This is a genomic window from Bombilactobacillus sp. ESL1187 (assembly GCF_058107155.1).
In genome coordinates, this window is sequence record NZ_JBYLTZ010000001.1 from 1,493,810 (window position 1) to 1,520,042 (window position 26,233).

Genomic DNA, 26,233 nt, shown 5'->3' on the forward strand with positions numbered 1-26,233 from the left:
CAAAGTATGTCTGATGTAGAACAAAAAGATACTGTCATTATCGGTGCTGGACCTGGCGGCTATGTTGCAGCTATTCGAGCAGCTGAATTAGGACAAAAAGTTACTATTATTGAAAAAGAATATTATGGTGGCGTTTGTTTAAATGTTGGTTGTGTTCCTTCTAAATCTTTGATTCAAGCAGGTCATCGTTTACATGAAGCTCAAGATGGCTCAACTTATGGGATTGCCACTAGTAATGTAAAACTTGATTTTTCCAAGACTCAAGCTTGGAAAGATGATAAAGTTGTTAAACGTATGACTAATGGCGTTAAAATGTTGTTGAAAAAGCATAAAGTTGAAATGGTCGAAGGCGAAGCTTTCTTAGACAATGATCATCAATTACGGGTTATGTCTACTGGACCTAAACAATTTATGGATAATGGTGGCGGTCAAACTATTCAATTTAAGAATTTGATTATTGCCACTGGTAGTCGTCCAATTGAAATTAAAGGCTTTAAGTTTGGCGATCGTGTGCTTGATTCAACTGGTTTATTAAATGTTAAAGAAGTTCCAAAGGAATTAGTCATTGTTGGCGGTGGCTATATTGGAACTGAATTAGCTGGTGCCTTTGCTGATTTAGGGTCACACGTTACTATTCTTGAAGGTACGGATAAGATTATTCCTAATTTTGAACGCGACATGGTTAAAATTGTTGAAAAGAATTTGAAAGCTAAGGGTATTGATATCGTTACAAGTGCCATGGCTAAAGAGGCTAAATCTTCTAAAAATGATGTTGCTGTCACTTATGAAGTTGACGGTAAAGCTTCAACAATTAAAGCTGATTATGTAATGGTTTCTGTTGGACGTAAACCAAATACTGATAATTTTGGTTTGGAAATGACAAGTGTTGAATTAACTGATCGTGGTTTGGTCAAAGTTGATGAACAGGGTCGTACTAATGTACCAAATATTTATGCTATTGGTGATATTGTAGCTGGTCCTGCGTTAGCACACAAAGCCTTCTTTGAAGGTAAGACGGCTGCAGGTGCTATCTCTGGTGAAAAGACAGCCAATGATTTCTTAAGTGTTCCAGCAGTTTGCTTTACTGATCCTGAAATGGCTAGTGTTGGTTTAACTGAAGCTGACGCTAAAGAACAAGGCAAAGAAGTTAAGACTGCTAAGTTCCCATTTGCTGGTAATGCGCGCGCTGTATCATTAGATAGTGCTGATGGCTTTGTTAAATTAGTTGCTGATAAGAAGACCGGTACGATTCTTGGTGGACAAGTAGTTGGACCAAGTGCAAGTACTTTAGTTTCCGAATTAAGTGTTTTGGTAAATTGTCAATTGAATGAGGAAGATGTTGCTCTAACTATTCATCCACATCCAACTTTAGGTGAACCAATTCAAGAAGCAGCAGATGTGTTAATGGGTTACCCAACCAATATTTAATTTTATTGATTAATTCTGAAAAAATCGGCGTTATGCGTCGATTTTTTTGTTGTTTTGCCATAAAATTGGGTTGAAATGGTTATTATTTTATGACATATGACAAAGGATTTTCTATATATGATTGACTTATTGAGGATACAAAAGCAAGTTTTATATATATTGACACAGGTTCAAAAACAATTGAGAAGTAATCGTACTTTTAAGCAAGTACAAGAAAAATCGGGCCGAACAGATCTAGTAACTGAAAGAGATATTAATATTGAACAGTTGATCATTCAAAACTTGAAACAGCAATTTCCACAAGCACGTTTTGTGAGTGAAGAAGGATTTGGAGATCAAATTCATGATGTGCGTGGACTGATTTTTTATGTAGATCCAATTGATGGAACGATGAATTTCGTTAAGTTACATGATCAATTTGTGTCAATGATTGGCGTTTATTTTAACGGTAACCCAGTATTTGGAGCTATAGCGAATGTGATGGCAGACAAATTATATTACGGTGGTCCTAAAATTGGGAGTTTTATGAATGGTCAAACCCTAACAACATTAGCTAATAGCCATCTAAAAGAAGGCTTAGTTATGATTAGTAATCGCTTTTTAGATCAGACTAATTATCAAAAAATAAGACAAACAAGTTGTGGTTTACGTATTTATGGCAGTGCTGGCATTAGTTTTTTACATTTGATTAATCAACAAGAAATTCTGTATATCTCACAACTGCAACCTTGGGACTTAGCGGCTGGGTGGGCCATTGGTTGCTCGCTTGGGCTCCAAGTGCAAACCATTGACGACACCCCAATAAATATGTTACAATCACAAACTGTAATTATCGGAACAGAACGCGCAACAAAAGAAGCTAAGAAACTATTATCTTAGTTGATGAGCTGTGATCGTATGTATCACAGCTTTTTTATACACTGAGATCCAATGGAAGGAAGCTAAGTTTTGAAAACAAGAGAAGATATTCGCAATATTGCTATTATTGCTCACGTCGATCATGGAAAAACAACATTAGTTAATGAACTTTTAAAACAATCAGATACATTGCCTGAACATATGGAATTAGGCGATCGAGCAATGGATTCCAATGCCATTGAAAAAGAACGTGGAATTACAATTTTATCTAAGAATACTGCTGTTAAATATCAAGGAACGCAAATTAATATTTTGGATACTCCGGGACACGCCGATTTTGGTGGCGAAGTCGAACGGATTATGAAAATGGTTGATGGTGTTTTGTTGGTTGTTGATGCTTATGAAGGTACCATGCCACAAACTCGCTTTGTGTTGAAAAAAGCTTTAGATCAACATTTAACACCCATTGTTGTGATCAATAAGATTGACCGTCCTGGTGCCCGTCCGGAAGAAGTAGTGGACGAAGTTTTATCATTGTTTATTGATTTGGGTGCTGATGAAGATCAATTGGAATTTCCAGTAGTCTATGCTTCAGCTGTTAATGGAACTTCTAGTTATGACTCTGATCCTGAAGCACAAGAGCATACAATGAAGCCAGTTTTTGATACTATTTTAAAGACAATTCCCGCTCCTGTTGATAACAGTGATGAACCCTTACAATTTCAAGTTGCAATGTTAGACTATAATGATTATGTTGGTCGTGTCGGCATTGGTCGTGTCTTTCGTGGTAAGATTAAAATTGGTGATCAAGTTTCTGTTTTGAAGCTTGATGGTTCAAAACAAAACTTTCGGGTAACGAAAATTTTTGGTTTCTTTGGGTTAAAACGCGTTGAAATCCAAGAAGCGCAAGCCGGTGATTTAATTGGCCTATCGGGTATGGAAGATATCTTTGTTGGTGAAACGGTTACGCCAGTAGATCATCCTGATGCTTTACCAATTTTACGGATTGATCCACCAACCTTGAGAATGACCTTCTTGGCGAATGATTCACCATTTGCTGGCCGTGAAGGTGATTTGGTAACTGCTCGGAAAATTCAAGACCGTTTGGAACAACAATTGCAAACCGACGTTTCTTTAAAGGTTGAAGATGCTGGTACTGCAGGTGCTTGGATTGTTTCGGGCCGTGGAGAACTACATTTGTCCATTTTAGTTGAAGAAATGCGGCGTGAAGGCTTTGAACTGCAGTTATCTCGACCGGAAGTTATTTATGAAGAAGTTGATGGCAAAGTTTGTGAACCGTTTGAATTAGTGCAAATTGATACTCCAGATGAATATGTTGGAACAATTATTGATTCAATGGCTCAACGTAAAGGTGAAATGAAAAATATGGAAAGTACCGGTAATGGTCAAACACGGTTAACTTTCTTAACACCTTCACGTGGTTTAATTGGTTACTCTTCTGAATTTTTATCTCAAACGGGTGGCTACGGTATTATGAACCACGCTTTTGATTCATATCTTCCAGTTATTAAAAACTGGGAACCAGGCCGGCGCAGTGGCGCTTTAGTTTCCATTAATCAAGGTCCATCAACGACTTATAGTTTACAATCTGTGGAAGATCGGGGCCAGTTATTTATTGGTGCTGGTGTTGATGTCTACGAAGGAATGATTGTTGGTCAAAGTAGTCGGGATCAAGATATTGCGGTTAATGTTACTAAGGGTAAAAATTTGACGAATACGCGGGCATCTGGTAAGGATCATGCTGCTGCTATTAAAACACCAAAGAAGATGTCTTTGGAACAGTCCATCGAATTTTTGAATGAAGATGAATATTGTGAAGTTACTCCACAAAGTATTCGCTTGCGGAAAAAGATTTTAAATACTAATGAACGTAAAAAAGCTGATAAAAAGCGGAAAGTTGTTAAAGACTAAAACTTTAACTGCTATGAGCTGAACATCAACAAGTAATTAATTGATTATTTTTTATTTGTAATTCAGGCAATCTTTCGATCCAATTTGATTGAAAGATTGCTTTTTATATATCAGAATAAATCGTTTTAAAAATGATATAATAAAAAAAACTAAGAAAAGAGTGACAGTAGATTATTGAAGGTTAAATTGAAAAATTTGGATTATTGGATTGTAATTCCTTTTATTGTTCTTTCGGCTTTAGGGGTAATCATGGTCTATTCAGCTAGTTCTAATGCAGCGGTTTTGCAAGGAATGACCAACTTAGTTTATTTAAAGCGGCAATTAATTTATGTAATAATCGGATTCTGTTTATGTTTATTATTTTATTTATTTAAAATTGATTTGTTAAAAAGTCGGTTTTTTGTACAAATTTTTTTAATTGGTGTCACAGTACTGTTAATTTATTTATTACTACGAAAACATTTTCGACCAACTTCGATGATTAATGGTGCGTCAGCTTGGATTAAAATCGGACCGATTAATTTGCAACCGTTGGAATTGGCTAAATTAGCTTTGATTTTGTACTTGGCTAAAGTTTTGAGTGCTCGCACTTTAAGAATTCGCCAACAAAATTTAGTTCCAATGTTGCAAGAATTATTTCCTCCCATTTTGTTATCGGGCTTGATTATTTTACTGACGCTCTTACAACCAGATCTTGGGGGCGCGGCTATTTTAGCATCCATTGTTTTTTTACTGACATTTAGTTCAGGCGTTGATATGAAATATGTTGTGTCCGTAATCTTGATATTAGTGGCGTTATTTGTGATTGCTTATTTTTGGTTTAAGCATCAATTAGTCGTTGGCGCTAACTCGTCTTATAAGTTGAAACGGTTAATGGCTTTTTTCCATCCATTTGAGTTAGAAAAAACAGGCGGGATTCAATTGGTTAATTCTTATTATGCGATTAATAATGGTGGCCTGTTTGGTCGCGGCCTGGGTAATAGTATTCAAAAGTTGGGTTATCTACCTGAACCATATACCGATTTTATTCTTGCAATTATTAGTGAGGAACTGGGTGTGGTTGGTGTGATTTTAGTTTTAGGATTACTCTTTATTTTAATTGCCCGTATTGTTTATTTAGGATTGCATTCCACCAATGCTTATTGGACATTGTTATGTTATGGCATTGCTACCTTGTTGTTTGTACAAACTTCGTTTAATGTTGGTGGCGTTGTAGGTTTATTGCCCATTACAGGTGTGACGCTACCGTTCATTAGTTATGGTGGTTCTAGCCAATTAGTGTTGTCAATTTGTATTGGAATTTGTTTAAATGTTTCTTTAAATCTTAAAAGAACCGCTAAGCTAGAGAAAGTAGGTTGATGAATTAATGAAATTAACACCACGACAGGAAATTATTGTCTGGATGTCTAATAGTCATCCTAGTAAGAGATTGCGCCGTTTTGGGACAGTAATATATGTGTCCTTTAAAATGAATTATGCCATCATGTATTTAGATCAAGCTAATCTCCAGAGTCAAATTAAGGTCATTGAAAAGTTATCATTTGTTACCAAAATTGAATTGTCACCCCGGCAAGATTTAGAAACGGATTTTGATGATAAGATTGGGAACGTGGCTAGTTTATTAATTCCGGAAGAACAAGATAAACGGATAAATAATAATGGGGGTAACGAGTAATGCGAGTGATCGCCGGAACTTTCCACGGGTTAAATTTATTACCAGTTAAAGGGCGTAATACGCGACCAACGGGGGCAAAAGTTAAAGAAGCCATGTTTAATATTTTGGCGCCATATTTATCCGCTGTTACTACTGGTTGTGATTTGTTTGCCGGCACGGGATCTTTGGGGATTGAAGCTGTTTCCAGAGGGGTCGAACAAATGTATTTAGTCGATTCTAGCCGGCAAGCTCAACAAACCATTCAAGCTAATGTTTTGAAAACACATGCTGAATCTCAGTTTCAATTGCTAAAAATGACCGCAGAAAAGGCTTTGACAGCTTTACAACAAAAACAAGTCCAACTAGATCTGCTACTCCTCGACCCACCTTATGCACAACACGTTACTGTAAAATTAGTTCAACAAGCGATGCAATTAGGCTTAATGGCATCGGGAGCCCTTATTGTGATTGAAACGGATTATGCTTTACAACCACCTGATTTGCAGCAATTTACAGTCATTGCAGACAAGCAATATAATCAGACCTATGTTCAAGTATGGCAATTAAATTAAAGAGGTAATAACGGAAATGGTGAAAAAAATTGGTGTTTATGCTGGTAGTTTTGACCCTGTAACTAATGGTCATTTAGATATTATCACGCGTGCGAGCCGTTTATTGGATCAGTTATATGTAGTGATTTTAAATAATACGAGTAAAAAATATACTTTTTCCTTTACAGAAAAATTAACGTTATTAAACCAAGCGGTTGCTTCCTTACAGTTAGATAATGTTCATGTACAATTGGCTGCTGATCAGTTATTAGCCACGGTTGCGCAACAATTACAAGCACATTGGTTGGTGCGCGGCTTGCGCACAGCGGATGATTTAAATTATGAGATTTCAATGCAACAAATTAATCAATTGCAAAATGCTGATTTAGAAACAATTTATTTAGTAGCTAAACCCCAGTATATGTATTTATCTTCCAGTATGGTTAAGGAAGTGATTGCTTACGGTGGGCAAGTGGATGGTCTGGTTCCCGAGGTCGTAGCCAAAGCATTAACGCAGAAGTTGCAGTCTCAACAATGAAAGCTAAACATTGGTTAATAACGTTGATAGTTGTGGGATTATTAATGTTACTATTTTTTTGGCCCTTGCCCGCTTTTATTGAGTCTCCCGGCTCAGCTAGTCATACTGATCAGGTGATCACCGTTAATCATCATAGCAAGTCGTCACCGTTATTATTTACGACAGTACAAGTGATGCAGGCGACGCCTATCACTTGGCTAATAGCGCACGTTTTACCTTATCATGAGGTCTTGAGTCAACAAGATTTAATGGCTAACGATAATACAACTGAATATGCGCAAATGCAGAAGTATTATATGAAAAATGCCAGTAATAATGCCATTGCTGCCGCCTTTAAAGAAATTCATCGGCCGGTTAAGCAACGCTATCAAGGTGTTTATGTTTTGTCAGTTTTAAAAAACTCCCATTTTCAGCATTCTTTACACGTGGGTGATGTCATTACTAAAGTTAATGGCCGGGCTTTTCAAAGTTCTCAGGGATTAATGCATTATCTTCAACGTAAAAAAGCCACTGAGAAAGTAGCAGTTACTTATCAACACCGAGGCAGAATCCAAACAGCACATCAAAAACTGATGCGTTTGCCACATGAAAAGAAATCTGGTTTAGGGATTCAATTAGTTGATAAAGTTCAAGTTCAAACTAATCCTCAGGTGACAATTAACGCTGGTTCTGTTGGAGGACCGTCGGCAGGACTGATGTTTACGTTGCAAATTTACGAGCAATTAACTCAACAAAATTTGACCCAAGGGCAAATAGTAGCTGGCACGGGGACTATTACGCCACAAGGTCAAGTGGGTCCGATTGGCGGGATTGATAAAAAGGTGGTGGCAGCTGACCGCAAAGGTGCTAAGATCTTTTTGGCACCACGTGATCCAGTAACGCCAGCTAAATTAAAACTTGATGCACATTACCAAAGTAATTATCAATTGGCTAAAAAAACGGCTCAAAAGTTGCATTCTTCGATGAAGGTTGTACCAATCTCTAATTTAAAACAGGCCATTCATTATTTAAAAACGCATCCTTAGAAAAAAAGGGGCGTTTTTTTTGTAATTAAAATTGGGTGATGAAGAATGCAGAAAATAAAAAATTGGTTAGTAGCTTATTGGCAGTGGTTAGTTGGAGGACTAATAATTTTGGCGGTAGTATTGTGGAAATTTTGGCCCAGTTCCTTAATATCGACGAAAAATGATCCGCCAACAGTGCAACAGACAACCATGGTTAAATCTACTCCTAAAAAATCTCCAACGACGATTGTTGTTGATGTGCAAGGTGAAGTGAATAAGCCGGGAGTTTATCATTTATTGGCATCGGCGCGGATTTATGATGCTATTCAACATGCCGGGGGTCCCACGGCTAATGCTAATCTCAAGGGTATTAATCAAGCTCAAAAATTGCATGATCAAAGTCAAGTCATTGTCCCAGATCAAACCACAGCTGCACCGAATGCGAATGCCGCTGCCACAACCGCGACTACGACAGCCAATGCAAGTGTTAATTTAAATTCTGCAACGGCTGAAGAATTGCAGCAAGTTAATGGTTTAGGACCGAAAAAAGCACAGGCAATTATTCAGTATCGGCAAGATCATGGTAGTTTTACTAAAGTGGAAGATCTGACTAATGTCAAAGGATTTGGTGAAAAGACCGTGGACAATTTGAAGGATCAATTGTGTGTTTGAACGAGGTTGGTATTTATTTGGAGCTCTTTTTTTACAATTAACCATTGCTTTTGTAATCACTCAGAATGTTTGGTGGCTGATTTTAGGTATCGGTGTGATTGGCATTGTCTTACGCCATCAAAAATATTCAGTTTTAGTGCTGCTAACGGTGATGGGAGTGCTGGGGTGGATAATCGGTCAACAACCGCATATTGCTCAACCACAAACTCATGTCATTACAGTTTATCCTGATCAAGTTACCAACCGAACTAATTGGTTGTATGGTCAAGGACAAATTAATGGTTCACAGAAAGTTAATGTTGGAATCAATAGTAATTTTCAAGTGAAATCCCCCCAAATTATTATCCTACAGGGAGATTTTGTTTGGCAAAAAATCAAGCCCGCCACTAATCCAGGAGAATTTGATTTTCAAAAATATGAACGAACGCAAAAGATTTATTATCAAGCTACCGCTCAACATGTTCAAATCAAGTTACGAGCTCCCCGGGGAATAATTGAGTGGTTACACATTTGGCGTTATCGCTTGTTGTTACAAGTGTACCATTTACCACATTGGTTACGTTTAAATGCTAGTAGTTTGTTATTGGGACAATTTGATAATCAAGAGCAAGATTTGCGGCAAGGATTAACAAACTTAGGTATTATTCATATCTTTAGTATTTCGGGGTTGCATATTTACTTATTGGTTAATTGGATCAGCCAATTGGCAGGGGCTTGTAAACTTCGTAAAGAGTATGTTGATTGGCTAATTTTAGTCAGCTTACCAGCGATTGTTGTATTAACCGGTAGTGGTATAGGTGTTTGGCGAGCTTGTATCAGCCAAATTTTAAAAATGTTAAATGAGAAATATCGTTGGTATTTATCCCGCAATGATATCTTTGCGGGGACTTTGATTATTCATAGTTTTTTGATGCCACAAGTCCTGTGGACATTGGCAGGACAATTGAGTTATTTATTAGCTTATGGCTTAATTGTCTTGCAACAGAAAACGGTGTGGCAACAATCATTGCTGATGAATTTATTGAGTTTACCAATTTTAATTTTTCATAATTACAGTTTTAGCTGGTTAACGTTTTTAGCTAATTTATGTTTGACACCGATCTTTGAAAAAATGATTATCCCGCTAACTTTAATTAGTGTTTTTTTAAGGCAAGCTAATTGGTTGATTACTCCGCTGGAATCTTTGTTTACTTTGATTTATGCGCCAATTCAAGTATTAGCCCATGCTTCCTGGTCGCAAGTGACGGTTGGTAAAATTAATCTGGTAGTTTTATTACTGCTGTTATTTATGACCTTAGTTATCGCTCAACATCCCACCAAAACAGTTTTATTAGGCTTGCTGATTGGTTATTGTTGCATTATTTTGTTTAACCGCTATCCAATGACCGGTGAAGTTAGTTTGATAGACGTGGGACAGGGCGATAGTATTTTAATTACGACGCCTTTTTTAAAACGCACCTATTTGATTGATACTGGTGGAAAATTAAATTTTGGTCACTATCATTCGACTAATAATCGGGTTCAATCTATTACCATTCCATACTTGCGGTATCGAGCTATTACGCATTTGGATGGGGTGTTTTTATCACATCAAGATGCTGATCATATTGGTGATTTGAAAGTTTTATTACAAAATTTTCCGGTTAAGCATGTTTATTTAGCAGACGGGATGCAAAAAATACCGGCAGTTGTACGGCAATTACAACCGTTTATGCATAAAATTGCAATTGTTAGATTACATGTCCATGATCAAATTTTATTACCCCATCAAGATTTTATGCAAGTGGTCTGGCCTCCACATTTATCTAATGGAAAAAACGAAGATTCACTGAGTTTAATAGTGAGTTTACAGGGCAAGAAATGGCTTTTTACGGGTGATTTAGATCGTGCCCACGAATTAAAATTATTTAAGCAACATGCTCCTAGAATTGATTTTTTAAAGGCGGGGCATCATGGTAGTAAAACAGCCAGTTCTCAACGCTTTTTACAACAAATTAAACCAAAATTAGTATTAATCTCTGTCGGGCGCCATAATCGTTATGGTCATCCTAGTCCGGAAACACTACGGACACTCAAAAAATTGCACATTCCTAATTTAAGTACAGCAAAACATGGTATGATTACTTGGAATTACAATTATGACCACCAGGAGAAATGGCGAGTTTTTTCAAGGAAAGAATTAAATGAAAGTCAATGAATTACAACAATCATTAAAGCAACAACAAATCGCACCCTTGTATTTAGTCGTGGGTTCTGAAAGTGAACTGATGCAACAAGTACGACAAATTTTTGTGCAATATTTGACGCCGGAAGAACAAGAGTTAAATGTGGCGGAATTTGATTTAGAGCAAGTCGATGTGCAAGAAGCTGTTGGTGAAGCTAATACTTTACCCTTTCTAGGTGAGCATCGTTTGGTACTAGTTACTAATCCAATCTTTTTGAGTGGTAATAAAAATAAAACGGGAATTGAGCAAAATGTGGCAGCACTCATAGACTATGTACAAGATCCACAATCAACAACTATTTTTGTGATTTTTGCGCCATATGAAAAATTAGATCAGCGTAAAAAAATTACGAAAGTATTGAAGCAAAAAGCACAAGTAATCGATGTGCAAAAATTAACCACTCAGTCTTTACAAAGTACTCTGCAAAAACAGATTACGGCTCAAGGCTTTACGATTGTGCCGGCGGCTTTAACAGCATTAATTCAACGAACCAAAGGGGACTATTCACTCGCCAATTCAGAATTAAAGAAATTGTTTTTATATGCGCAAAAGCAAAAAATTATTGATTTAGCTATGGTGCAACAATTAGTGCCCCAGTCTTTGGATGATAATGTTTTTGATTTGTTAGATGCCATTTTACAGCATAATTTACGGCAAGCTGAAAATTTATACCAACAATTGTTGATCTTAAATAATGATCCAATTTTGTTGACAGCATTAGCTCAAAGTCAAATTCGGGTATTGTTGCAAGTGAAGATTTTGGCTGGTCAGGGAATGTCACAAGGAAAATTGGCACAGTTTTTACAGATTCATCCTTATCGAGTGAAATTAGCGTTACAGCGAATTAAAAATTACGATTTAGGACAATTAAAAAAAGCCCTTTCCGACTTAATCGAAATGGACTATCAAATGAAGACAGGTCAGGCCAATAAAACGCAATTATTTGAATTGTTCATGATTGCGTTCATTACAAATAAAAAGACGGGCTAAGGTCCGTCTTTTTTAGGGTTAATTATTTAATTTTAGCGGCCAAACGTGATTTATCACGTGCAGCTTTGTTTTGTTTAATTAAGCCCTTGGACTTAGCCATATCAATGGCACGTGCAGCTTGACGATATAATTCTTGAGTATCTTCAGCGCCATTAGCAGCAGCAGTTTCAAACTTCTTAATAGTAGAACGCATTGCACTACGTTGAGCAGTATTACGTTCATTTGCTTTGGCAGATGTCCGTACACGCTTAATAGCTGATTTAATTTGTGGCATGTTCAATTCACCTCCGTGACCATCCCAATACCCTAAAAGTATACTAAAATCAGCTTCGATTTGCAATCATTCTGAAATAAATTCTTGATTTTTTCGACAGCTTAAGTTATATTCAACTATGTATTAGCTATGCTTTGTTTGTTGTGACACCGGCGCAAGCACAGTTTAGCTGAATTAATTTTATGAAGGTGGTTTTTGACATGGCAATAACTAAAGCAAAGAAACAAGAATTAATTGAAAAGTACGGTCGTAAAGCAGGCGATACTGGTTCTCCAGAAGTCCAAATTGCAATTTTAACTTATGAAATTAACAATTTGAACGATCATTTGAAGATCAACAAGAAGGATCATCATTCTTATGTTGGTTTGTTAAAGAAGATCGGTCATCGTCGTAATTTATTAGCTTACTTACGGAAGAGCGATATTAATCGTTACCGTAATTTGATTCAAAGTTTAGGCTTACGTCGTTAATAATTATCCAAAATTTAAGGAACTGTTCGAATTTATTCGAACAGTTTTTTTGTGGTTTGGATTTGAGAATTCTTTGCTGACAATCCCCCAGTCAAATTTTGAAATTTTACAGTGATAAGTCAATTCCAGATTGGTGTTTTGTATAAAAAATTAGAGAGTTGTGCTACAATGAGACAAACGCATTCAGGTAGTCACGAAGTGACAGCAAGATCTTGCAAGATTTTGAAATACTTAACAGCAGAAGGGTGAGATATTTGGCAAATTTAAAAATAATTCCGTTAAGTGGCTTACGAGAAAACGGAAAAAATATGTATGCCGTTGAATACGGGGATGAAATTGTTATTTTAGATTGTGGATTACAATATCCGGAAAATGAATTATTGGGAATTGATGTGGTGATTCCAGATTTTACTTACATTCAAGAGAATATCGATAAAGTAGTCGGGGTCTTTTTAACACATGGTCATGCTGATGCAATTGGAGCTTTACCTTATTTAGTCGGAGACTATGATATTCCCGTTTTTGGTTCCAAATTGACAATTGAGTTGGCCAAAATTGCAATTAAAAATAATAAAAATAGTCGTAAATTTAATAATTTTCAAGTAATTGACGCGCAAACGGCGATTGATTTTGAGCAATTGAGTATTTCCTTTTTCAAAACAACGCATTCGATTCCTGATTCTTTGGGAGTAGTGGTTCGGACACCAGTTGGTCAAGTGGTTTATACGGGTGATTTTAAATTTGATCAATCAGCAGATTCAATTTATCAAACTGATTATCAGCGTTTGGCCGATATTGGTCGAGAACCAGTTTTAGCCTTATTAAGTGATTCGGCTAATGCCGAATCACCTTATCCAGCAGCGGATGAGCGGGATATCTATAATTATATTTGGGAAACTTTTGAATACCAAACGGGGCGGATAATTGTCGCTTCGGTCGCTTCTAATATTTTACGGATGCAACAAATCTTTAATGCTGCGCAGAAGACGCAGCGAAAAGTGGTGTTGACAGGTCAAAGTGCATCAAAAATTGTACGGACGGCGATTAAGTTAAATTATTTGACGGTGCCAGATGGTTTATTAGTCAGTGCGCGTCAAGCTGAAAAATTACCCAAAAATCAAGTTGTCATTATTGAAACTGGCCGCATGGGCGAACCAATCAAGATTTTACAAAAAATGGCTACTAGTCATCATCATTTTTACCATATTGAAGAGGGCGATTTAGTCTTTCTAACGACGACACCATCACATGCAATGGAAACGACGGTTGCCAAAACGCGGGACTTGATTTTTCGTGCGGGCGGTGAAGTTAAAAGTTTAAGTGACTCGGGGTTGTATACCTCGGGACATGCTGCCAAAAGTGATTTGCAGTTGATGATTAATATTTTACGACCTCAAAATGTAGTTCCGATTCAGGGTGAATACCGTAATTTGGATGCGCATTTGCATATTGCTTTAGAAACCGGATTAGATCAAGATCATGTCTTTGTTTTAAAAAATGGTGATGTTTTAAGTTATGAAAAACAACAGTTTCATTTAGCTCAAGCAGTAACTGCTGGTGATACTATGATTGATGGTGTGGGCATTGGTGATATTGGAACCATTGTTTTGCGCGATCGGCAATTATTGTCCCAAGATGGTGTCTTTATTGCTGTAGTAACTATTGATCGCAAGAAAAAGAAAATTATGTCTCAGCCACAGATTACAGGCCGTGGTTTTGCTGGTTTGGAAGAAAAGCCGGAATTACTGGCTGGCAGTCGCGAGGTGGTTGTGCGAGCAGTAGAACATAACTTATTGCATAAAGATTTTGATTGGTCGGAACTGAAACAAGACGTTCGTGAAGACTTGAATCATTATTTATGGGAACAAACTAAGAGTCATCCAGTTATCTTGCCAGTTATCATGGAAGTTAACCAAAATCGGCATCGTAAAGCGCAGCATAGTCATCAATAATTAATGAAGTTATGTGTAAAGAAGTCAAATGCTAAAGAAGCTTATTGTTTAGTAATTTGACTTTTTTACTATCTAGCTAGAGGTAATCAAACTTGGAAGAAAAAAGCTATCAAGCTCTATTACAAGCAGCCCAAGAATATCAACGAACAAAGAATTATTTAGCCGCTGCGGAATCGTTAGATCAGGCTTATCTACTCCAACCGAGCTTTTCCGTCCAATTGGCGTTAGTTAAAGCAAGACATCAAGCCCAACAGGATCAATTGGCTTGGCAATTACTTCAGCCTGATGTAGAGCTTTTTTTAACTACGGCATCGAATTTAGCCTTGGTGATTGATGTTTTGATTGGAATCAATAATTTCCTTCAGGCCCAACAATTATTATTACAAGCGCCGTCGGATTTAAATTCTATTAAAAAAAAGTTACAAACAGTAATTGACCAACATCAACAGCGTTACTATCAACGACATTTAGCTGAAATTAAACAGTTAAAACAGCAGATTTTATCCATTGTAACCTTGCCTTTAATGCAACAATCTAATTTGATTTTACAATTACATTGTTTAACGAGTTGGGATTTTGAACAAAGCAGTCAAGTGCTTTTGCAAAACCCTTATTTGCATCCGTTATTGAAAGCGGGCTTGACGGAAGATTTAGTCAAGTTACAAATTCAACATCTCGTTAAAATTAATTTTTATGGTACTGACAAAAAGTTTTTGCCAGCAAAAACCCCGTTAATTTATCAATTGAATAGTTTAGTTAGTTGGCAAAAACAGCTAGTGGATAATCGTTTAAAGGATGAAACCAATTTATTAGCGGCAATGTTATATCCGTTTACGGATCAGATTATTTGCGATCCAGATTTATGGTTGCAGCGGATCAAATCTCGCTGGGAGAATGAAAAAAATACCCAATCACTTGAAAAACCAGCAAAAGCTGTTAAAGTAGATAAGTGGTTGGATAAATTAGATGAATTATTAAGTTTATTCAATTAATTTAGAAAATTGGTTTACATTTGATAACTCAGTTTGTATACTACTAAGAGTATATTTTTGGTCGGTATCGCTTTGTTTTTGGAACCAAAAGTAGTATAATTCTTGCATAAAGAGTTGTCTTTGCAATACTCTTTATATTTTTTTGTGAAGATAATTCAGATGACAAACAGGAGGTTTCTTTTCATGGCAGAAAAAGAACATTATGAAAGAACTAAGCCCCATGTAAATATCGGTACAATCGGTCACGTTGACCACGGTAAAACAACTTTAACAGCTGCAATTACTAAAGTTTTGGCTGATAAAGGTTTAGCTAAAGCTGAAGATTATTCTGATATTGACAAGGCTCCAGAAGAAAAAGAACGTGGGATTACAATCAACACTGCTCACGTTGAATATGAAACTGAAAAGCGTCATTACGCTCATATTGATGCCCCAGGACATGCTGACTACGTTAAAAACATGATCACTGGTGCTGCTCAAATGGACGGCGCAATTTTGGTTGTTGCTGCAACTGATGGCCCAATGCCTCAGACTCGTGAACATATCTTGTTAGCTCACCAAGTTGGTGTTGACTACATCGTAGTCTTCTTAAACAAGACTGACTTAGTTGACGATGATGAATTAGTTGACTTAGTTGAAATGGAAGTTCGGGAATTATTATCCGAATACGATTATCCTGGGGATGACATTCCAGTTATCCGTGGATCCGCTTTGAAGGCTTTGGAAGGTGACCCTGAACAAGTTAAGGTCATTGAAAAGTTAATGGATACGATTGATGACTACATTCCTACACCTCAACGTAGTAATGACAAGCCATTCTTGATGCCTGTTGAAGATGTCTTCACAATTACTGGTCGTGGTACTGTTGCTTCTGGTCGTATTGACCGTGGCGAAGTTAAGATCGGTGATGAAGTTGACATTGTTGGCTTGCATGATGAAGATGGTCATTCAACAGTTACTGGTTTGGAAATGTTCCGTAAGACGCTTGATTTAGGTGAAGCCGGCGATAACGTTGGTGTCTTGTTACGTGGTATCAACCGTGATCAAATCGAACGTGGTCAAGTTTTGGCTAAGCCAGGTTCCATCCAAACTCATAACAAGTTTAAGGGTGAAGTCTACATCTTAACTAAAGAAGAAGGTGGACGTCATACTCCATTCTTCTCTAACTATCGTCCACAATTCTATTTCCATACAACTGATGTTACTGGTGTTATTGAATTACCTGATGGCGTTGAAATGGTTATGCCTGGTGATAATGTAACTTTTGAAGTTGACTTAATTGCTCCAGTTGCTATCGAAAAAGGTACTAAGTTTACTGTCCGTGAAGGTGGACGTACTGTTGGTGCCGGTGTTGTTACTGAAATTTTAGACTAATTTTCATGGCAACTAAAAGTCTGGTGCGCCAGACTTTTTTTGTACATAAATTTTGGTCTAATAACGCTTTGGAACATTTACAAGTTATTTTATTTAGGGTAAGATGGATAAAGTATGAGATAATTAGTACCGGAGGGATATTATGGCTGCTAAAGCTGAATGGACGAAAGAAAAAGATCAAGATGGCAAATTAACTTTTGAAATTGATCAAGAGACAATTAAACAAGGATTAGATACCGCATTTAAACGTGTACGCAAAACTTTAAATATTCCGGGTTTTCGGAAGGGTAAAGTGCCACGTGTGGTCTTTGATCAAATGTATGGTGAAGAAGCATTATATCAAGATGCTTTAAATGCCGTTTTACCAATGGCATATTCTCAAGCAATTGATGAAACTGAAATTAAACCTGTTGGCCAACCAGAAATTTCAATTGATAGCATGGAAGCTGATCAACCTTGGAAAATTTCTGCAACCGTCGCTGTAGAACCAGAAGTAACTTTGGGTGACTATAAAGGTTTAGAAGTTAAGAAGCAAGATACTACGGTTTCTGCTGAGGATGTTGACAAAGATTTAGAACGTTTGCAAAAACAACAAGCTGAATTGGTCTTGAAAGAATCCGGCAAATCACAAAAAGGTGATACTGTTGTGATTGATTATAAAGGAACAGTTGATGGCAAAGCTTTTGATGGTGGCAGTGCCGAAAATTATTCATTAGAATTAGGTTCGAATTCTTTCATTCCAGGCTTTGAAGATCAATTAATTGATCATGAAAGTGGCGATGAAGTGGATGTCAAAGTTACTTTCCCAGAAGACTACCAAGCTAAAGATTTAGCGGGTAAAGAGGCTCATTTCCAAACGACAATTCATGAAATTAAAACCAAAGAATTACCAAAATTAGATGACGATTTTGCGAAAGACGTTGATGAAGACGTTGATACTTTGGCAGAATTGAAAACTAAGATTGAAGATCGTTTGAAAAAGCAACGGAAACAAATGGCTGAAGATGCAATTGAAACTGAAGCTGTTGATAAAGCTATTGATAATGCAACCTTCGAAGCAATTCCGCAAGCAATGATTGATACTGATGTTCAAAATCAAATTGATCAATACTTGGGCAACATGCAACGTCAGGGTATTAATCCCCAAATGTATTATCAAATGACTGGTACCACTGAAGATGATCTAAAGAAGCAATTTAGTCAAGATGCTGAAAAGCGCGTTAAGACTAACTTATTATTAGAAGCTATTGTTAAAGCTGAAAATATTGAAATTACGGCTGAAGAACGTGATCAAGAAGTTAAAGAATTAGCAGCTGATTATGGTATGCAAGAAGATGCTGTCAAGAATGCTTTGTCTGAAGAAATGCTTGACCATGACATTGCAATCAAGAAGGTCGTTGATTTAATGACTGACTCTGCAGTACAAAAATAATCATTTTGATCAAATAAAAAGCATTTTTCATTTCCCAGAATTTTTGTGGAGGAATTGAAAGATGCTTTTTTTATTGACTATTGACTAATTATTATCAGTAGCTATTTACTTTGCAACTTTAGCATAATTAGCTTTAATGGCAGTTACTGATTTTTGATAAGCTTGTTGTTCAGTTGCATCTAAAGGCACCGGAACGATGGCGCTAACGCCGGTTTGGCCGACTACGGCAACTTGTCCAATATAAATTCCATTGTGTGCGTCATAAGAACTAACGGGCATCGCAACCTGGGCGTCAGTCAAGACAGCTTCGACAATCTGATTAACAATCGTGGCAATACCGTTGTTAGTATATTCTTTGCCAAAGAAGATTTCATAACCACCGTTGGCTGTGTCATGAGTTAGTTGTGGTAAATCTAACGTCCAATTATCAAGCGTTTGACCAGCAACCTTGACACTAGACCAAGCGACAAATAAAGTGTCCCCATGTTCTCCTAAAACGTAACCGCTAACATCATGAGGATTATGATTAGTGGCTTTGCCAACTACCCGGTGCATCCGCGCAGTTTCCAAACCGATACCCGTACCAATAATTTTCTGTGGCGCTAAACCAGTTTCTTCTTGTAATAACTTGGCGATCACATCGCAAGGATTGGTGATTGTGACGATGACACCATTGAAACCGGAGGCTTTAATTTTAGGTGCAATTTCATGAACCATCTGACTAGTTAAACCTAGTTCATAGTCCCGCTCGCCACCATGATCTAGTAAAGCTGAGATTTTACCAGGACAAAAAATTAACGCATCTAAATCGCTTAACTGAGACCAATTCTCGGCTTGATAATCTTGAATTTCAATTGTCATGTCGTTAGGTAATAATGCAATTTGATCTTGTAAGTCCAATTGCTCTGACTGAGCCTTTTTCATATTCTTATCGACCAAAACTAATTTGCCGACTTGTCCTCTTTGCGCCATTACTAATGCCGTCGTGGCTCCAACATGACCTTGTCCAATAATTCCAACCTTATTCATATCTGTGCTCCCTACTTTCGTGTATAATTAAGAAGAGTAAAAGTTTCTTTTTTTACTTTTCTTAAGGTCTATGCTAAGCTTTTTATTGCAAAAAAGATAGCTTGAGACTGAAATTGGGAGGAAATAATTTTATGTTTGATAGTACCAGTGATAACGGGGCAATTGTTTGCTCGTTTTGTGGTAAGTCCCAAGACCAAGTCCAACGAATTGTTGCTGGTCCTGGAGTTTATATTTGTAATGAATGTGTTGATTTATGTAAACAAATTATTGATGATGCAGTCGATGAAGAAGAAACTCTCGAAATTACGGATTTACCTGCACCCAAAGAAATTATGGCCATTTTGGATCAATATGTCATTGGTCAACAACAAGCTAAGAAAAATTTGGCAGTGGCAGTTTATAACCATTATTTACGTGTCAATAGTCAAGTTAAAGATGACGATCAAGCCGTAGAAATGCAAAAAAGTAATATTGCGTTAATCGGACCAACAGGTTCTGGTAAAACTTATTTAGCACAAACTTTAGCCAAAATTTTACAAGTTCCTTTTGCTATTGCTGACGCTACTACGTTAACAGAAGCGGGCTATGTTGGTGAAGATGTTGAAAATATTTTGTTGAAGTTATTGCAAAATGCGGATTTTGATGTCGACAAAGCCGAACACGGCATTATTTATATTGATGAAATTGATAAAGTTGCGAAAAAAAGCGAGAATGTTTCCATTACCCGTGATGTTTCTGGTGAAGGAGTGCAGCAAGCTTTATTAAAGATTTTAGAAGGTACGATTGCTAATGTTCCACCACAGGGCGGTCGGAAACATCCACAACAAGAAATGATTCAAATTAATACGCGCAATATTTTGTTCATTGTTGGTGGGGCTTTTGACGGCATTGAAGAAATTATTAAAAATCGCCTGGGTGAAAAAACGATTGGCTTTGGCATGGACAATAGTCAACAAGTAAATGTCGATGATTCAGCCCAGTTAATGAGTCAAGTTATTCCGGAAGATTTAATGAAGTTTGGGATTATTCCTGAATTTATTGGCCGGATTCCAGTTATTACGACTTTGGATCAATTAACCCGGAATGATTTAGTTCAAATCTTAACCCAACCTAAGAATGCCCTAGTTAAGCAATATCAACGCTTATTTGCTTTAAATGATGTCAAGCTAGAGTTTAATCAAAATGCTTTAGAAGCAATGGCCGATTTAGCTTTGAAGCGCAATACTGGTGCGCGGGGCTTAAGATCAATTATTGAAGCCACTTTGATGGATACGATGTATGAAGTGCCTAGTCGGGACGATATTAAGCGCGTGGTGGTTACGAAAAAGTCAGTTGAAGGTTCACAAAAGCCTTCACTATATGATAGTAAAGGTAAGGTTGCCTAAACTAATGCAGATTAAAGATGTTACTATGGACTTAAGTGCCGTGAGTGCTAGTCAGTATCCTACTGATGGTTGGCCTGAAATTGCCTTGGCGGGGCGCTCTAACGTTGGCAAATCATCCTTAATTAATACTTTAATTCAACGGAAAAATTTTGCACGTACTTCTAGTACTCCCGGTAAAACGCAAACTTTGAATTTTTACGGAATTAATCAGCAGTTATACCTGGTTGATGTTCCCGGTTATGGTTATGCGAAAGTTTCCAAACAAAAGCGGGCGGCGTTTGGCGCAATGATTGAAGAATATTTGACCACGCGCAAACAATTACGGGGAATGATTATTCTAGTAGATGGTCGCCGGGCGCCCAGTGCAGATGATGTTTCTATGTATCAATTCGTCAGTTACTATAAAATTCCGACATTGGTAGTGGCCACGAAGATGGATAAGGTTAAACGCAATCAATGGAATAAAACGGTCTCACTAGTTAACCATACGTTAGACTTGAATCAACGTGATTCATTACAATTATTTAGCTCAATGACCAAAGCAGGCCGCGATGAAGTTTGGACTTGGATTGCAGATCATTGTTAACTGATATTAGTATATTTAAAAAAAACTAGAACTAACTGGCAAAGTGGTTCTAGTTTTTTTATGGTGGGGCTTAATAATTTATAAACTGGCTTTTAAATCAGTTAAAATCTGGTCAAGTGAACCATTGATGAAGAGATGGATCTGTTGTGGGACATTAATAGGTTGATCATTTAAAACGACTAATTGAGCTTGATTAGCGGGTAAGCCGTGTCCCAATTTTGTTCCTAAAGCAATAATTAAATCGGCTGTTTGGATTAATTTGTTTCCGGCTAAGACGCGTTCTTTGATTGCCACCATATTCCGTAAAACAAAAACCGGTAAAATTAGTGAATGATCAATGGGACAATAGGGGACAGTGTGTTGTTGGATGAAGTTCAGATCAAAAAGGTGATGCTGTTTGACACAATAGTTTTCATTAATACTGCCCCAATATTCAACGACGTTTTGCGTCCCAGCTAAAGCGTGTAGATGATCTAAGTTATAAGTGATAATACCTTGAAAATACTGTTGTTCAGTTAATTGATTAATAATTTTGTGAGCAATGCTGGGTTGACTAGCGGGACGAAAATGGGTCAAGCGGTATAATTGATAAAACGTTTGAGGCTGCTGTTGAGCAAACCGGTTCGTCAAAAGTTCCATTAAAGGTACGCAAGCAATTGGATTGTGCAAAGCTAGCTGGTTCATGGCGTTTAAATCAGGATAACCGCTAGCAGTTGATAAACCCGCACCTGTAATTAAAACGGTCTTGCGTGCAGTTAAGAGCATTTGCTTTAATGTGCTCAGTTGCTGTTCATAGTTCATTTTTGAAGGCCTCCCACCAGTCTTAAAGTAATTATGGTGTTATAATAACGCCATTCTAGTTAGAAAACTACAAGGAGGTTGCAGGATGTTTGTAAAGCTTGATCAGTCTGTTCAGAAAAGGTTACAACAGTATGCAGATAATTCCAAACTAACAATTTTACTAAATTTTGATGATGGGGTCGGCGTTTATTCAAAAGTGCAAGCAACTTGTGGACTGGAAGTTAGTTTTAATTTAACGATTGTTAACTCCAGTGCGGATTTAATTGATTTTAACGACCACGTTGAAACTAGCTTAGGGAACTTCTTAGTTAAAGGTTATTCGAAAGAATTCTTAGATACCAATAACCGTTTAATCCAAGACGCTGCTGGTACGATTCAATTAATTGGTGATAATTCTGGTGTGATTGATAATAGTGTGCCAATTATTGACTTATCTAAGGAGCAACAACCTCCTCAAACGCGTTTGGAAAAGATTGACAATATTGCCAATTAGGGTTGGGTGTTTGGTCAAATGATGTTAGTTGTACGAAATAATTGATCAGATTCGTAGAAATTAAAAATCCCCGAAATGAAACTTAATTTCGAGGATTTTTAGTTATGTAGAGTCAATATCTTTTGCTAAATCCTAAATTGATAGGCTTTTGGTATGAAACTGGAATTAATTGGTATTCATTCTGGGAAGTGATTATAATAAAATTAAATGAAATAATAGACGTTTTCTCAATGGAGGTTTGACAATGGCAGTTTTAGTTTTAGGTGGTGCGGGTTACATTGGCTCACACATGGTAGACTTATTGGTGCAAGAGCAAGAGGACGTGGTCGTGGTCGATAATTTAAGTCGCGGTCATCGTGATGCGGTTCCGGCCAGTGTGCCATTCTACCAAGGCGATATTCGTGACCGGGACTTTTTGGAGCAAGTTTTTACAGAACAAGATATTGAGGCAGTTTTTCATTTCTGTGCTTATATTCAAGTACCCGAATCAATTGAAAAGCCTAATGACTATTTTGATAACAATGTAGTCGGTCTAATTAATTTGATTCACGTGATGAATGACCATCAAGTTAAAAAGTTGATCTTTTCATCTTCAGCCGCGGTTTATGGTACGCCAAAGCAAGTTCCAATTAAAGAAGATGACCCCAAAGATCCCATTAATCCTTATGGACTAACGAAATTGATGATGGAGCAAATCATGCGTTGGGACGGCGCGGCATATGACATTCAGTGGTTAGCTTTTCGGTACTTTAATGTGGCAGGGGCCCGGTTAGATGGTGACTTGGGTGAAGATCATCGTCCGGAAACACATTTGATTCCGATTGTATTGCAAGCTGCTTTAGGCCAACGTGATCATGTCGATATGTGCGGTAATGATTATCAAACTCGTGATGGTTATAATGTGCGCGATTATGTACATGTCTTAGACTTAGTTCAAGCTCATTACTTAGGTCTCAAATATTTACGGCAAGGTGGTCAAAGTGACTACTTTAACATTGGTTCTAAACAAGGTTTCACTGTTAAGGAAATCGTTGAGGCAGCGCGCAAAGTTACCGGTGTGAATATCAAAGCTGTGGATGCGCCCCGCCGTGGTGGTGATCCAGATTCTTTAGTAGCTGATAGTAGTAAAATTCAAGACATTTTAGGTTGGAAGTCCCAGTATACGGATATTGATACTATTATTGATTCTGCTTGGCGTTGGTTACAAAGACACCCTGAAGGTTATGCTAAATAATTAATGCAATAGTAAAAAAATAGAGGTTGAATTCAAAGTCATTTGGCAGTTGAGTGCTAGAACTTTGATTTCGACCTCATTTTTATTAATTATTTTTTCTTGTGATCTTTAGCCTGTTTCAATTTGTTTTCGGTTTGTTTAACGGCATCTAGATTTTTTTGAGTTTCATCTGGTAAAGAAGCAAATTTATCAAATAAACTTTCAAAATTATTCTCTTGTTTGACAGTTAGACCCACAATTTCACCTTCTTTAACTAGGTTAATTACTCTGTCAGTATAGCATATTTCAGCTATTTATTGTTGAAACTCAGATTTGGTAAATCAATTGGTATTTTGTTAAACACGGGTTAAAATATAAACAATAGTTGACGCAATTAGGAGATAAAAAATGGCGACAGAATATTTAGAGCATAAGCTAGCATTATTGCCAGATCGACCGGGCTGTTATTTGATGAAAGATATTAATGCGAAAATTATTTATGTAGGTAAAGCCAAAAATTTAAAAAATCGGGTTCGCTCTTATTTTAAAAGTTCGCATGAAGGCAAAACGGCTAAGTTAGTCAGTGAAATACGCGATTTTGAAACGATTGTGACGTCAACTGATAAGGAAGCTTTTTTACTGGAAATTACTTTAATTCAAAAGCATCAGCCCTACTTTAATATTAAATTAAAGAAGGGGACTGGGTATCCATATATTAAAATTACTAATGAACGCAACCCCCAGATGATTATCACTGGTCAAGTCAAAAAAGATGGTGGTTTTTATTTTGGCCCTTATCCGAACGTGTATGCGGCAGAAGAAACCCTGAATTTTTTACAGAAAGTCTATCCTCTAAGACGGTGTAGTGGTTATCAAGGCCGGCCGTGTTTATATTACCATATGGGACAGTGTTTGGGAGCCTGCTTTCAAGAAGTACCAACGCAAAAATATGAACAGCAAATCAAAAAAATTAAAAGTTTTTTGAATGGTAATGTCGGGACTATCAAAAAGCAATTAACACAAAAAATGAACACCGCGGCGGATGATTTAAAATTTGAACGGGCAGCGGAATTACGCGATCAAATCCACTATATTGAACAGACCGTGGAAAAGCAAAAAATTATTTCGAATGATCATACACCGCGTGATTTATTCAACTTTTATGTTGATAAAGGCTGGATTTCTATTCAAGTGTTTTTCATTCGCCAAGCTCGCTTAATGAAACGTGAAAAACGAATTTTTCCTTGCATTAATACGCCCGAGGAAGAATTGGCAACGTTTATTTTACAATTTTATAATCGGAAAAATAATGTGTTACCGCGTGAAATTTTAGTTCCGAAAGAAATCGATCAAGCTTCATTGACAGAAATTTTGCATGTCCCTTTTCGAACCCCGCAACGGGGGACCAAACGTGATTTGTTGGTAATGGCTAAAGACAATGCTAAATTGTCATTGGAAGAAAAGTTTCGGCTATTAGAATTAGATAATCGCCAAACAGTTGGGGCTCAAAAGCAAATTTTTGATGCTTTAAGTTTACCGTATGGGCATGTGATTGAGTCCTTTGACCATTCGCATATTCAAGGTGCTGATGCGGTTTCGGCCATGGTGAGCTTTGTTGATGGTAAGCCGGTTAAGTCCAATTATCGCAAGTATAAAATTAAAGATATTTTAGAACAACATAATGGAGCGGATGAAGCTGCTAATACGCGGGAAGTGATTTATCGTCGGTATTCACGGTTATTAAAAGAACATAAGCCCTTGCCGAATTTAATTTTGATGGACGGGGGCTTGATCGAACTACGCGTAATTTTAGATGTTTTGCATAATGAATTAGGGATTCACATTCCGGTGGCAGGCATGGTTAAAGACGACCATCATAGTACGTCACATCTGATTACTGGTGAGGACGGGGCTGTGGTACCGTTAGATCGCAAAAGCCAAGGCTTTTATTTGTTGCAACGGATTCAAGACGAAGTGCACCGTTTTGTTATTACCTATCACCGCCAAACGCATAGCAAAAATGCGCTGTCTTCACAATTAGAAAGTATTAAGGGTGTGGGGCCAAAAACGCGGATTAAATTATTGAAAAACTATGGTTCAGTTAAAAAAATTAAGGATGCTCCTGTCGAAGATTTGATGAAACTAGGAATTTCGCAAACGACAGCACAAACGATTAAATTATCGTTGTCTCTGACACCAACGCGCAAGATTGGTAAGTAAATTAGTTGCATCAAAGAGTAGTTATAATTGCTAGCGAGGAAAGAAATTCTGAAAAATAAAGCGGACAAAAGACAACTGCGTTTTGGTGTAAGCTTCAAAGAAAGCGTTGACAAAAATGAGTGATTTTATTAACATTTTTAAGTAAAGGTTAATTTTACGT

The 26,233-nt window shown here is 37.2% G+C and carries 25 protein-coding genes; 21 read left to right on the plus strand and 4 right to left on the minus strand.

What is annotated here, in order from left to right; all coding sequences use genetic code 11:
* The first annotated feature begins 6 nt into the window (after positions 1-6).
* From lpdA to holA, 11 genes are all read left to right on the plus strand, one after another.
* Positions 7-1,428, plus strand: coding sequence for a dihydrolipoyl dehydrogenase (gene lpdA / locus AC3B5B_RS07005; protein ID WP_489757849.1), 1,422 nt, complete (start codon positions 7-9; stop codon positions 1,426-1,428).
* Between the two features lie 117 nt (positions 1,429-1,545).
* Positions 1,546-2,307, plus strand: coding sequence for an inositol monophosphatase family protein (locus AC3B5B_RS07010; RefSeq protein ID WP_489769712.1), 762 nt, complete (start codon positions 1,546-1,548; stop codon positions 2,305-2,307).
* 69 nt (positions 2,308-2,376) lie between these two features.
* On the plus strand, positions 2,377-4,218 hold the full coding sequence (typA, locus tag AC3B5B_RS07015; RefSeq protein ID WP_489757851.1) for a translational GTPase TypA: 1,842 nt from the start codon (positions 2,377-2,379) through the stop codon (positions 4,216-4,218).
* Between the two features lie 186 nt (positions 4,219-4,404).
* Positions 4,405-5,577, plus strand: coding sequence for an FtsW/RodA/SpoVE family cell cycle protein (locus tag AC3B5B_RS07020; RefSeq protein ID WP_489769713.1), 1,173 nt, complete (start codon positions 4,405-4,407; stop codon positions 5,575-5,577).
* Positions 5,578-5,584: 7 nt separating this feature from the next.
* On the plus strand, positions 5,585-5,893 hold the full coding sequence (locus AC3B5B_RS07025) for a YlbG family protein (RefSeq protein ID WP_489757853.1): 309 nt from the start codon (positions 5,585-5,587) through the stop codon (positions 5,891-5,893).
* Positions 5,893-6,444, plus strand: coding sequence for a 16S rRNA (guanine(966)-N(2))-methyltransferase RsmD (rsmD, locus tag AC3B5B_RS07030; protein WP_489769714.1), 552 nt, complete (start codon positions 5,893-5,895; stop codon positions 6,442-6,444). The genes AC3B5B_RS07025 and rsmD overlap by 1 nt, the downstream gene beginning before the upstream one ends.
* A 16-nt stretch (positions 6,445-6,460) precedes the next feature.
* Positions 6,461-6,961: a pantetheine-phosphate adenylyltransferase gene (gene coaD / locus AC3B5B_RS07035; RefSeq protein ID WP_489757855.1), complete on the plus strand. Its 501-nt coding sequence runs from the start codon at positions 6,461-6,463 to the stop codon at positions 6,959-6,961.
* Complete coding sequence (locus AC3B5B_RS07040; RefSeq protein WP_489769715.1) at positions 6,958-7,986, plus strand: SepM family pheromone-processing serine protease; 1,029 nt, start codon at positions 6,958-6,960, stop codon at positions 7,984-7,986. The genes coaD and AC3B5B_RS07040 overlap by 4 nt, the downstream gene beginning before the upstream one ends.
* 45 nt (positions 7,987-8,031) lie before the next feature.
* Complete coding sequence (locus AC3B5B_RS07045; protein WP_489769716.1) at positions 8,032-8,637, plus strand: ComEA family DNA-binding protein; 606 nt, start codon at positions 8,032-8,034, stop codon at positions 8,635-8,637.
* Positions 8,630-10,834, plus strand: a complete 2,205-nt coding sequence (locus tag AC3B5B_RS07050; protein ID WP_489769717.1) for a DNA internalization-related competence protein ComEC/Rec2 — start codon at positions 8,630-8,632, stop codon at positions 10,832-10,834. Before AC3B5B_RS07045 ends, AC3B5B_RS07050 begins: the two co-directional genes overlap by 8 nt.
* Complete coding sequence (gene holA, locus AC3B5B_RS07055) at positions 10,821-11,852, plus strand: DNA polymerase III subunit delta (protein ID WP_489769718.1); 1,032 nt, start codon at positions 10,821-10,823, stop codon at positions 11,850-11,852. Before AC3B5B_RS07050 ends, holA begins: the two co-directional genes overlap by 14 nt.
* A gap of 22 nt (positions 11,853-11,874) precedes the next feature.
* On the opposite strand, the gene rpsT is transcribed toward holA, so the two are convergent.
* Positions 11,875-12,126, minus strand: a complete 252-nt coding sequence (rpsT, locus tag AC3B5B_RS07060) for a 30S ribosomal protein S20 (protein ID WP_489757860.1) — start codon at positions 12,124-12,126, stop codon at positions 11,875-11,877.
* Positions 12,127-12,326: 200 nt separating this feature from the next.
* On the opposite strand from rpsT, the gene rpsO reads away from it, so the two are divergent.
* From rpsO to tig, 5 genes are all read left to right on the plus strand, one after another.
* Positions 12,327-12,596 carry a 30S ribosomal protein S15 gene (gene rpsO, locus AC3B5B_RS07065; protein WP_489757861.1) on the plus strand — a complete coding sequence of 90 codons (270 nt, stop codon included), beginning with the start codon at positions 12,327-12,329 and terminating at the stop codon, positions 12,594-12,596.
* Positions 12,597-12,850: 254 nt separating this feature from the next.
* A complete protein-coding gene (locus tag AC3B5B_RS07070) occupies positions 12,851-14,548 on the plus strand; it encodes a ribonuclease J (protein WP_489757862.1) in 1,698 nt (565 codons plus the stop codon).
* Between the two features lie 92 nt (positions 14,549-14,640).
* Entirely contained in the window at positions 14,641-15,540 is a 900-nt protein-coding gene (locus AC3B5B_RS07075) for a hypothetical protein (RefSeq protein ID WP_489757863.1), read from the plus strand.
* 183 nt (positions 15,541-15,723) lie between these two features.
* A complete protein-coding gene (gene tuf, locus AC3B5B_RS07080) occupies positions 15,724-16,914 on the plus strand; it encodes an elongation factor Tu (protein WP_489757864.1) in 1,191 nt (396 codons plus the stop codon).
* A gap of 142 nt (positions 16,915-17,056) precedes the next feature.
* A complete protein-coding gene (gene tig, locus AC3B5B_RS07085; RefSeq protein ID WP_489757865.1) occupies positions 17,057-18,346 on the plus strand; it encodes a trigger factor in 1,290 nt (429 codons plus the stop codon).
* A gap of 105 nt (positions 18,347-18,451) precedes the next feature.
* Here tig and AC3B5B_RS07090 read toward each other — a convergent pair whose 3' ends face one another.
* Complete coding sequence (locus AC3B5B_RS07090; protein WP_489769719.1) at positions 18,452-19,375, minus strand: lactate/malate family dehydrogenase; 924 nt, start codon at positions 19,373-19,375, stop codon at positions 18,452-18,454.
* 131 nt (positions 19,376-19,506) lie between these two features.
* Between AC3B5B_RS07090 and clpX the strand changes: the two genes are divergently transcribed.
* A complete protein-coding gene (gene clpX, locus AC3B5B_RS07095; RefSeq protein WP_489757867.1) occupies positions 19,507-20,760 on the plus strand; it encodes an ATP-dependent Clp protease ATP-binding subunit ClpX in 1,254 nt (417 codons plus the stop codon).
* Between the two features lie 4 nt (positions 20,761-20,764).
* On the plus strand, positions 20,765-21,346 hold the full coding sequence (gene yihA, locus AC3B5B_RS07100) for a ribosome biogenesis GTP-binding protein YihA/YsxC (RefSeq protein WP_489757868.1): 582 nt from the start codon (positions 20,765-20,767) through the stop codon (positions 21,344-21,346).
* 78 nt (positions 21,347-21,424) lie between these two features.
* On the opposite strand, the gene AC3B5B_RS07105 is transcribed toward yihA, so the two are convergent.
* The gene (locus tag AC3B5B_RS07105) at positions 21,425-22,147 is read right to left on the minus strand and encodes an SIR2 family NAD-dependent protein deacylase (protein ID WP_489769720.1); all 723 of its coding nucleotides are present in this window, start codon (positions 22,145-22,147) and stop codon (positions 21,425-21,427) included.
* Between the two features lie 85 nt (positions 22,148-22,232).
* Here AC3B5B_RS07105 and AC3B5B_RS07110 point away from each other — a divergent pair, with 85 nt between their 5' ends.
* Positions 22,233-22,640, plus strand: coding sequence for an iron-sulfur cluster biosynthesis family protein (locus AC3B5B_RS07110; protein ID WP_489757870.1), 408 nt, complete (start codon positions 22,233-22,235; stop codon positions 22,638-22,640).
* Positions 22,641-22,884: 244 nt separating this feature from the next.
* Positions 22,885-23,874, plus strand: coding sequence for a UDP-glucose 4-epimerase GalE (gene galE / locus AC3B5B_RS07115; protein WP_489757871.1), 990 nt, complete (start codon positions 22,885-22,887; stop codon positions 23,872-23,874).
* Between the two features lie 89 nt (positions 23,875-23,963).
* Here the strand turns inward: galE and AC3B5B_RS07120 are convergent, their stop codons facing one another.
* On the minus strand, positions 23,964-24,110 hold the full coding sequence (locus tag AC3B5B_RS07120) for an SPJ_0845 family protein (RefSeq protein WP_489757872.1): 147 nt from the start codon (positions 24,108-24,110) through the stop codon (positions 23,964-23,966).
* A gap of 151 nt (positions 24,111-24,261) precedes the next feature.
* On the opposite strand from AC3B5B_RS07120, the gene uvrC reads away from it, so the two are divergent.
* Complete coding sequence (gene uvrC / locus AC3B5B_RS07125) at positions 24,262-26,073, plus strand: excinuclease ABC subunit UvrC (RefSeq protein ID WP_489769721.1); 1,812 nt, start codon at positions 24,262-24,264, stop codon at positions 26,071-26,073.
* Positions 26,074-26,233: the final 160 nt, after the last annotated feature.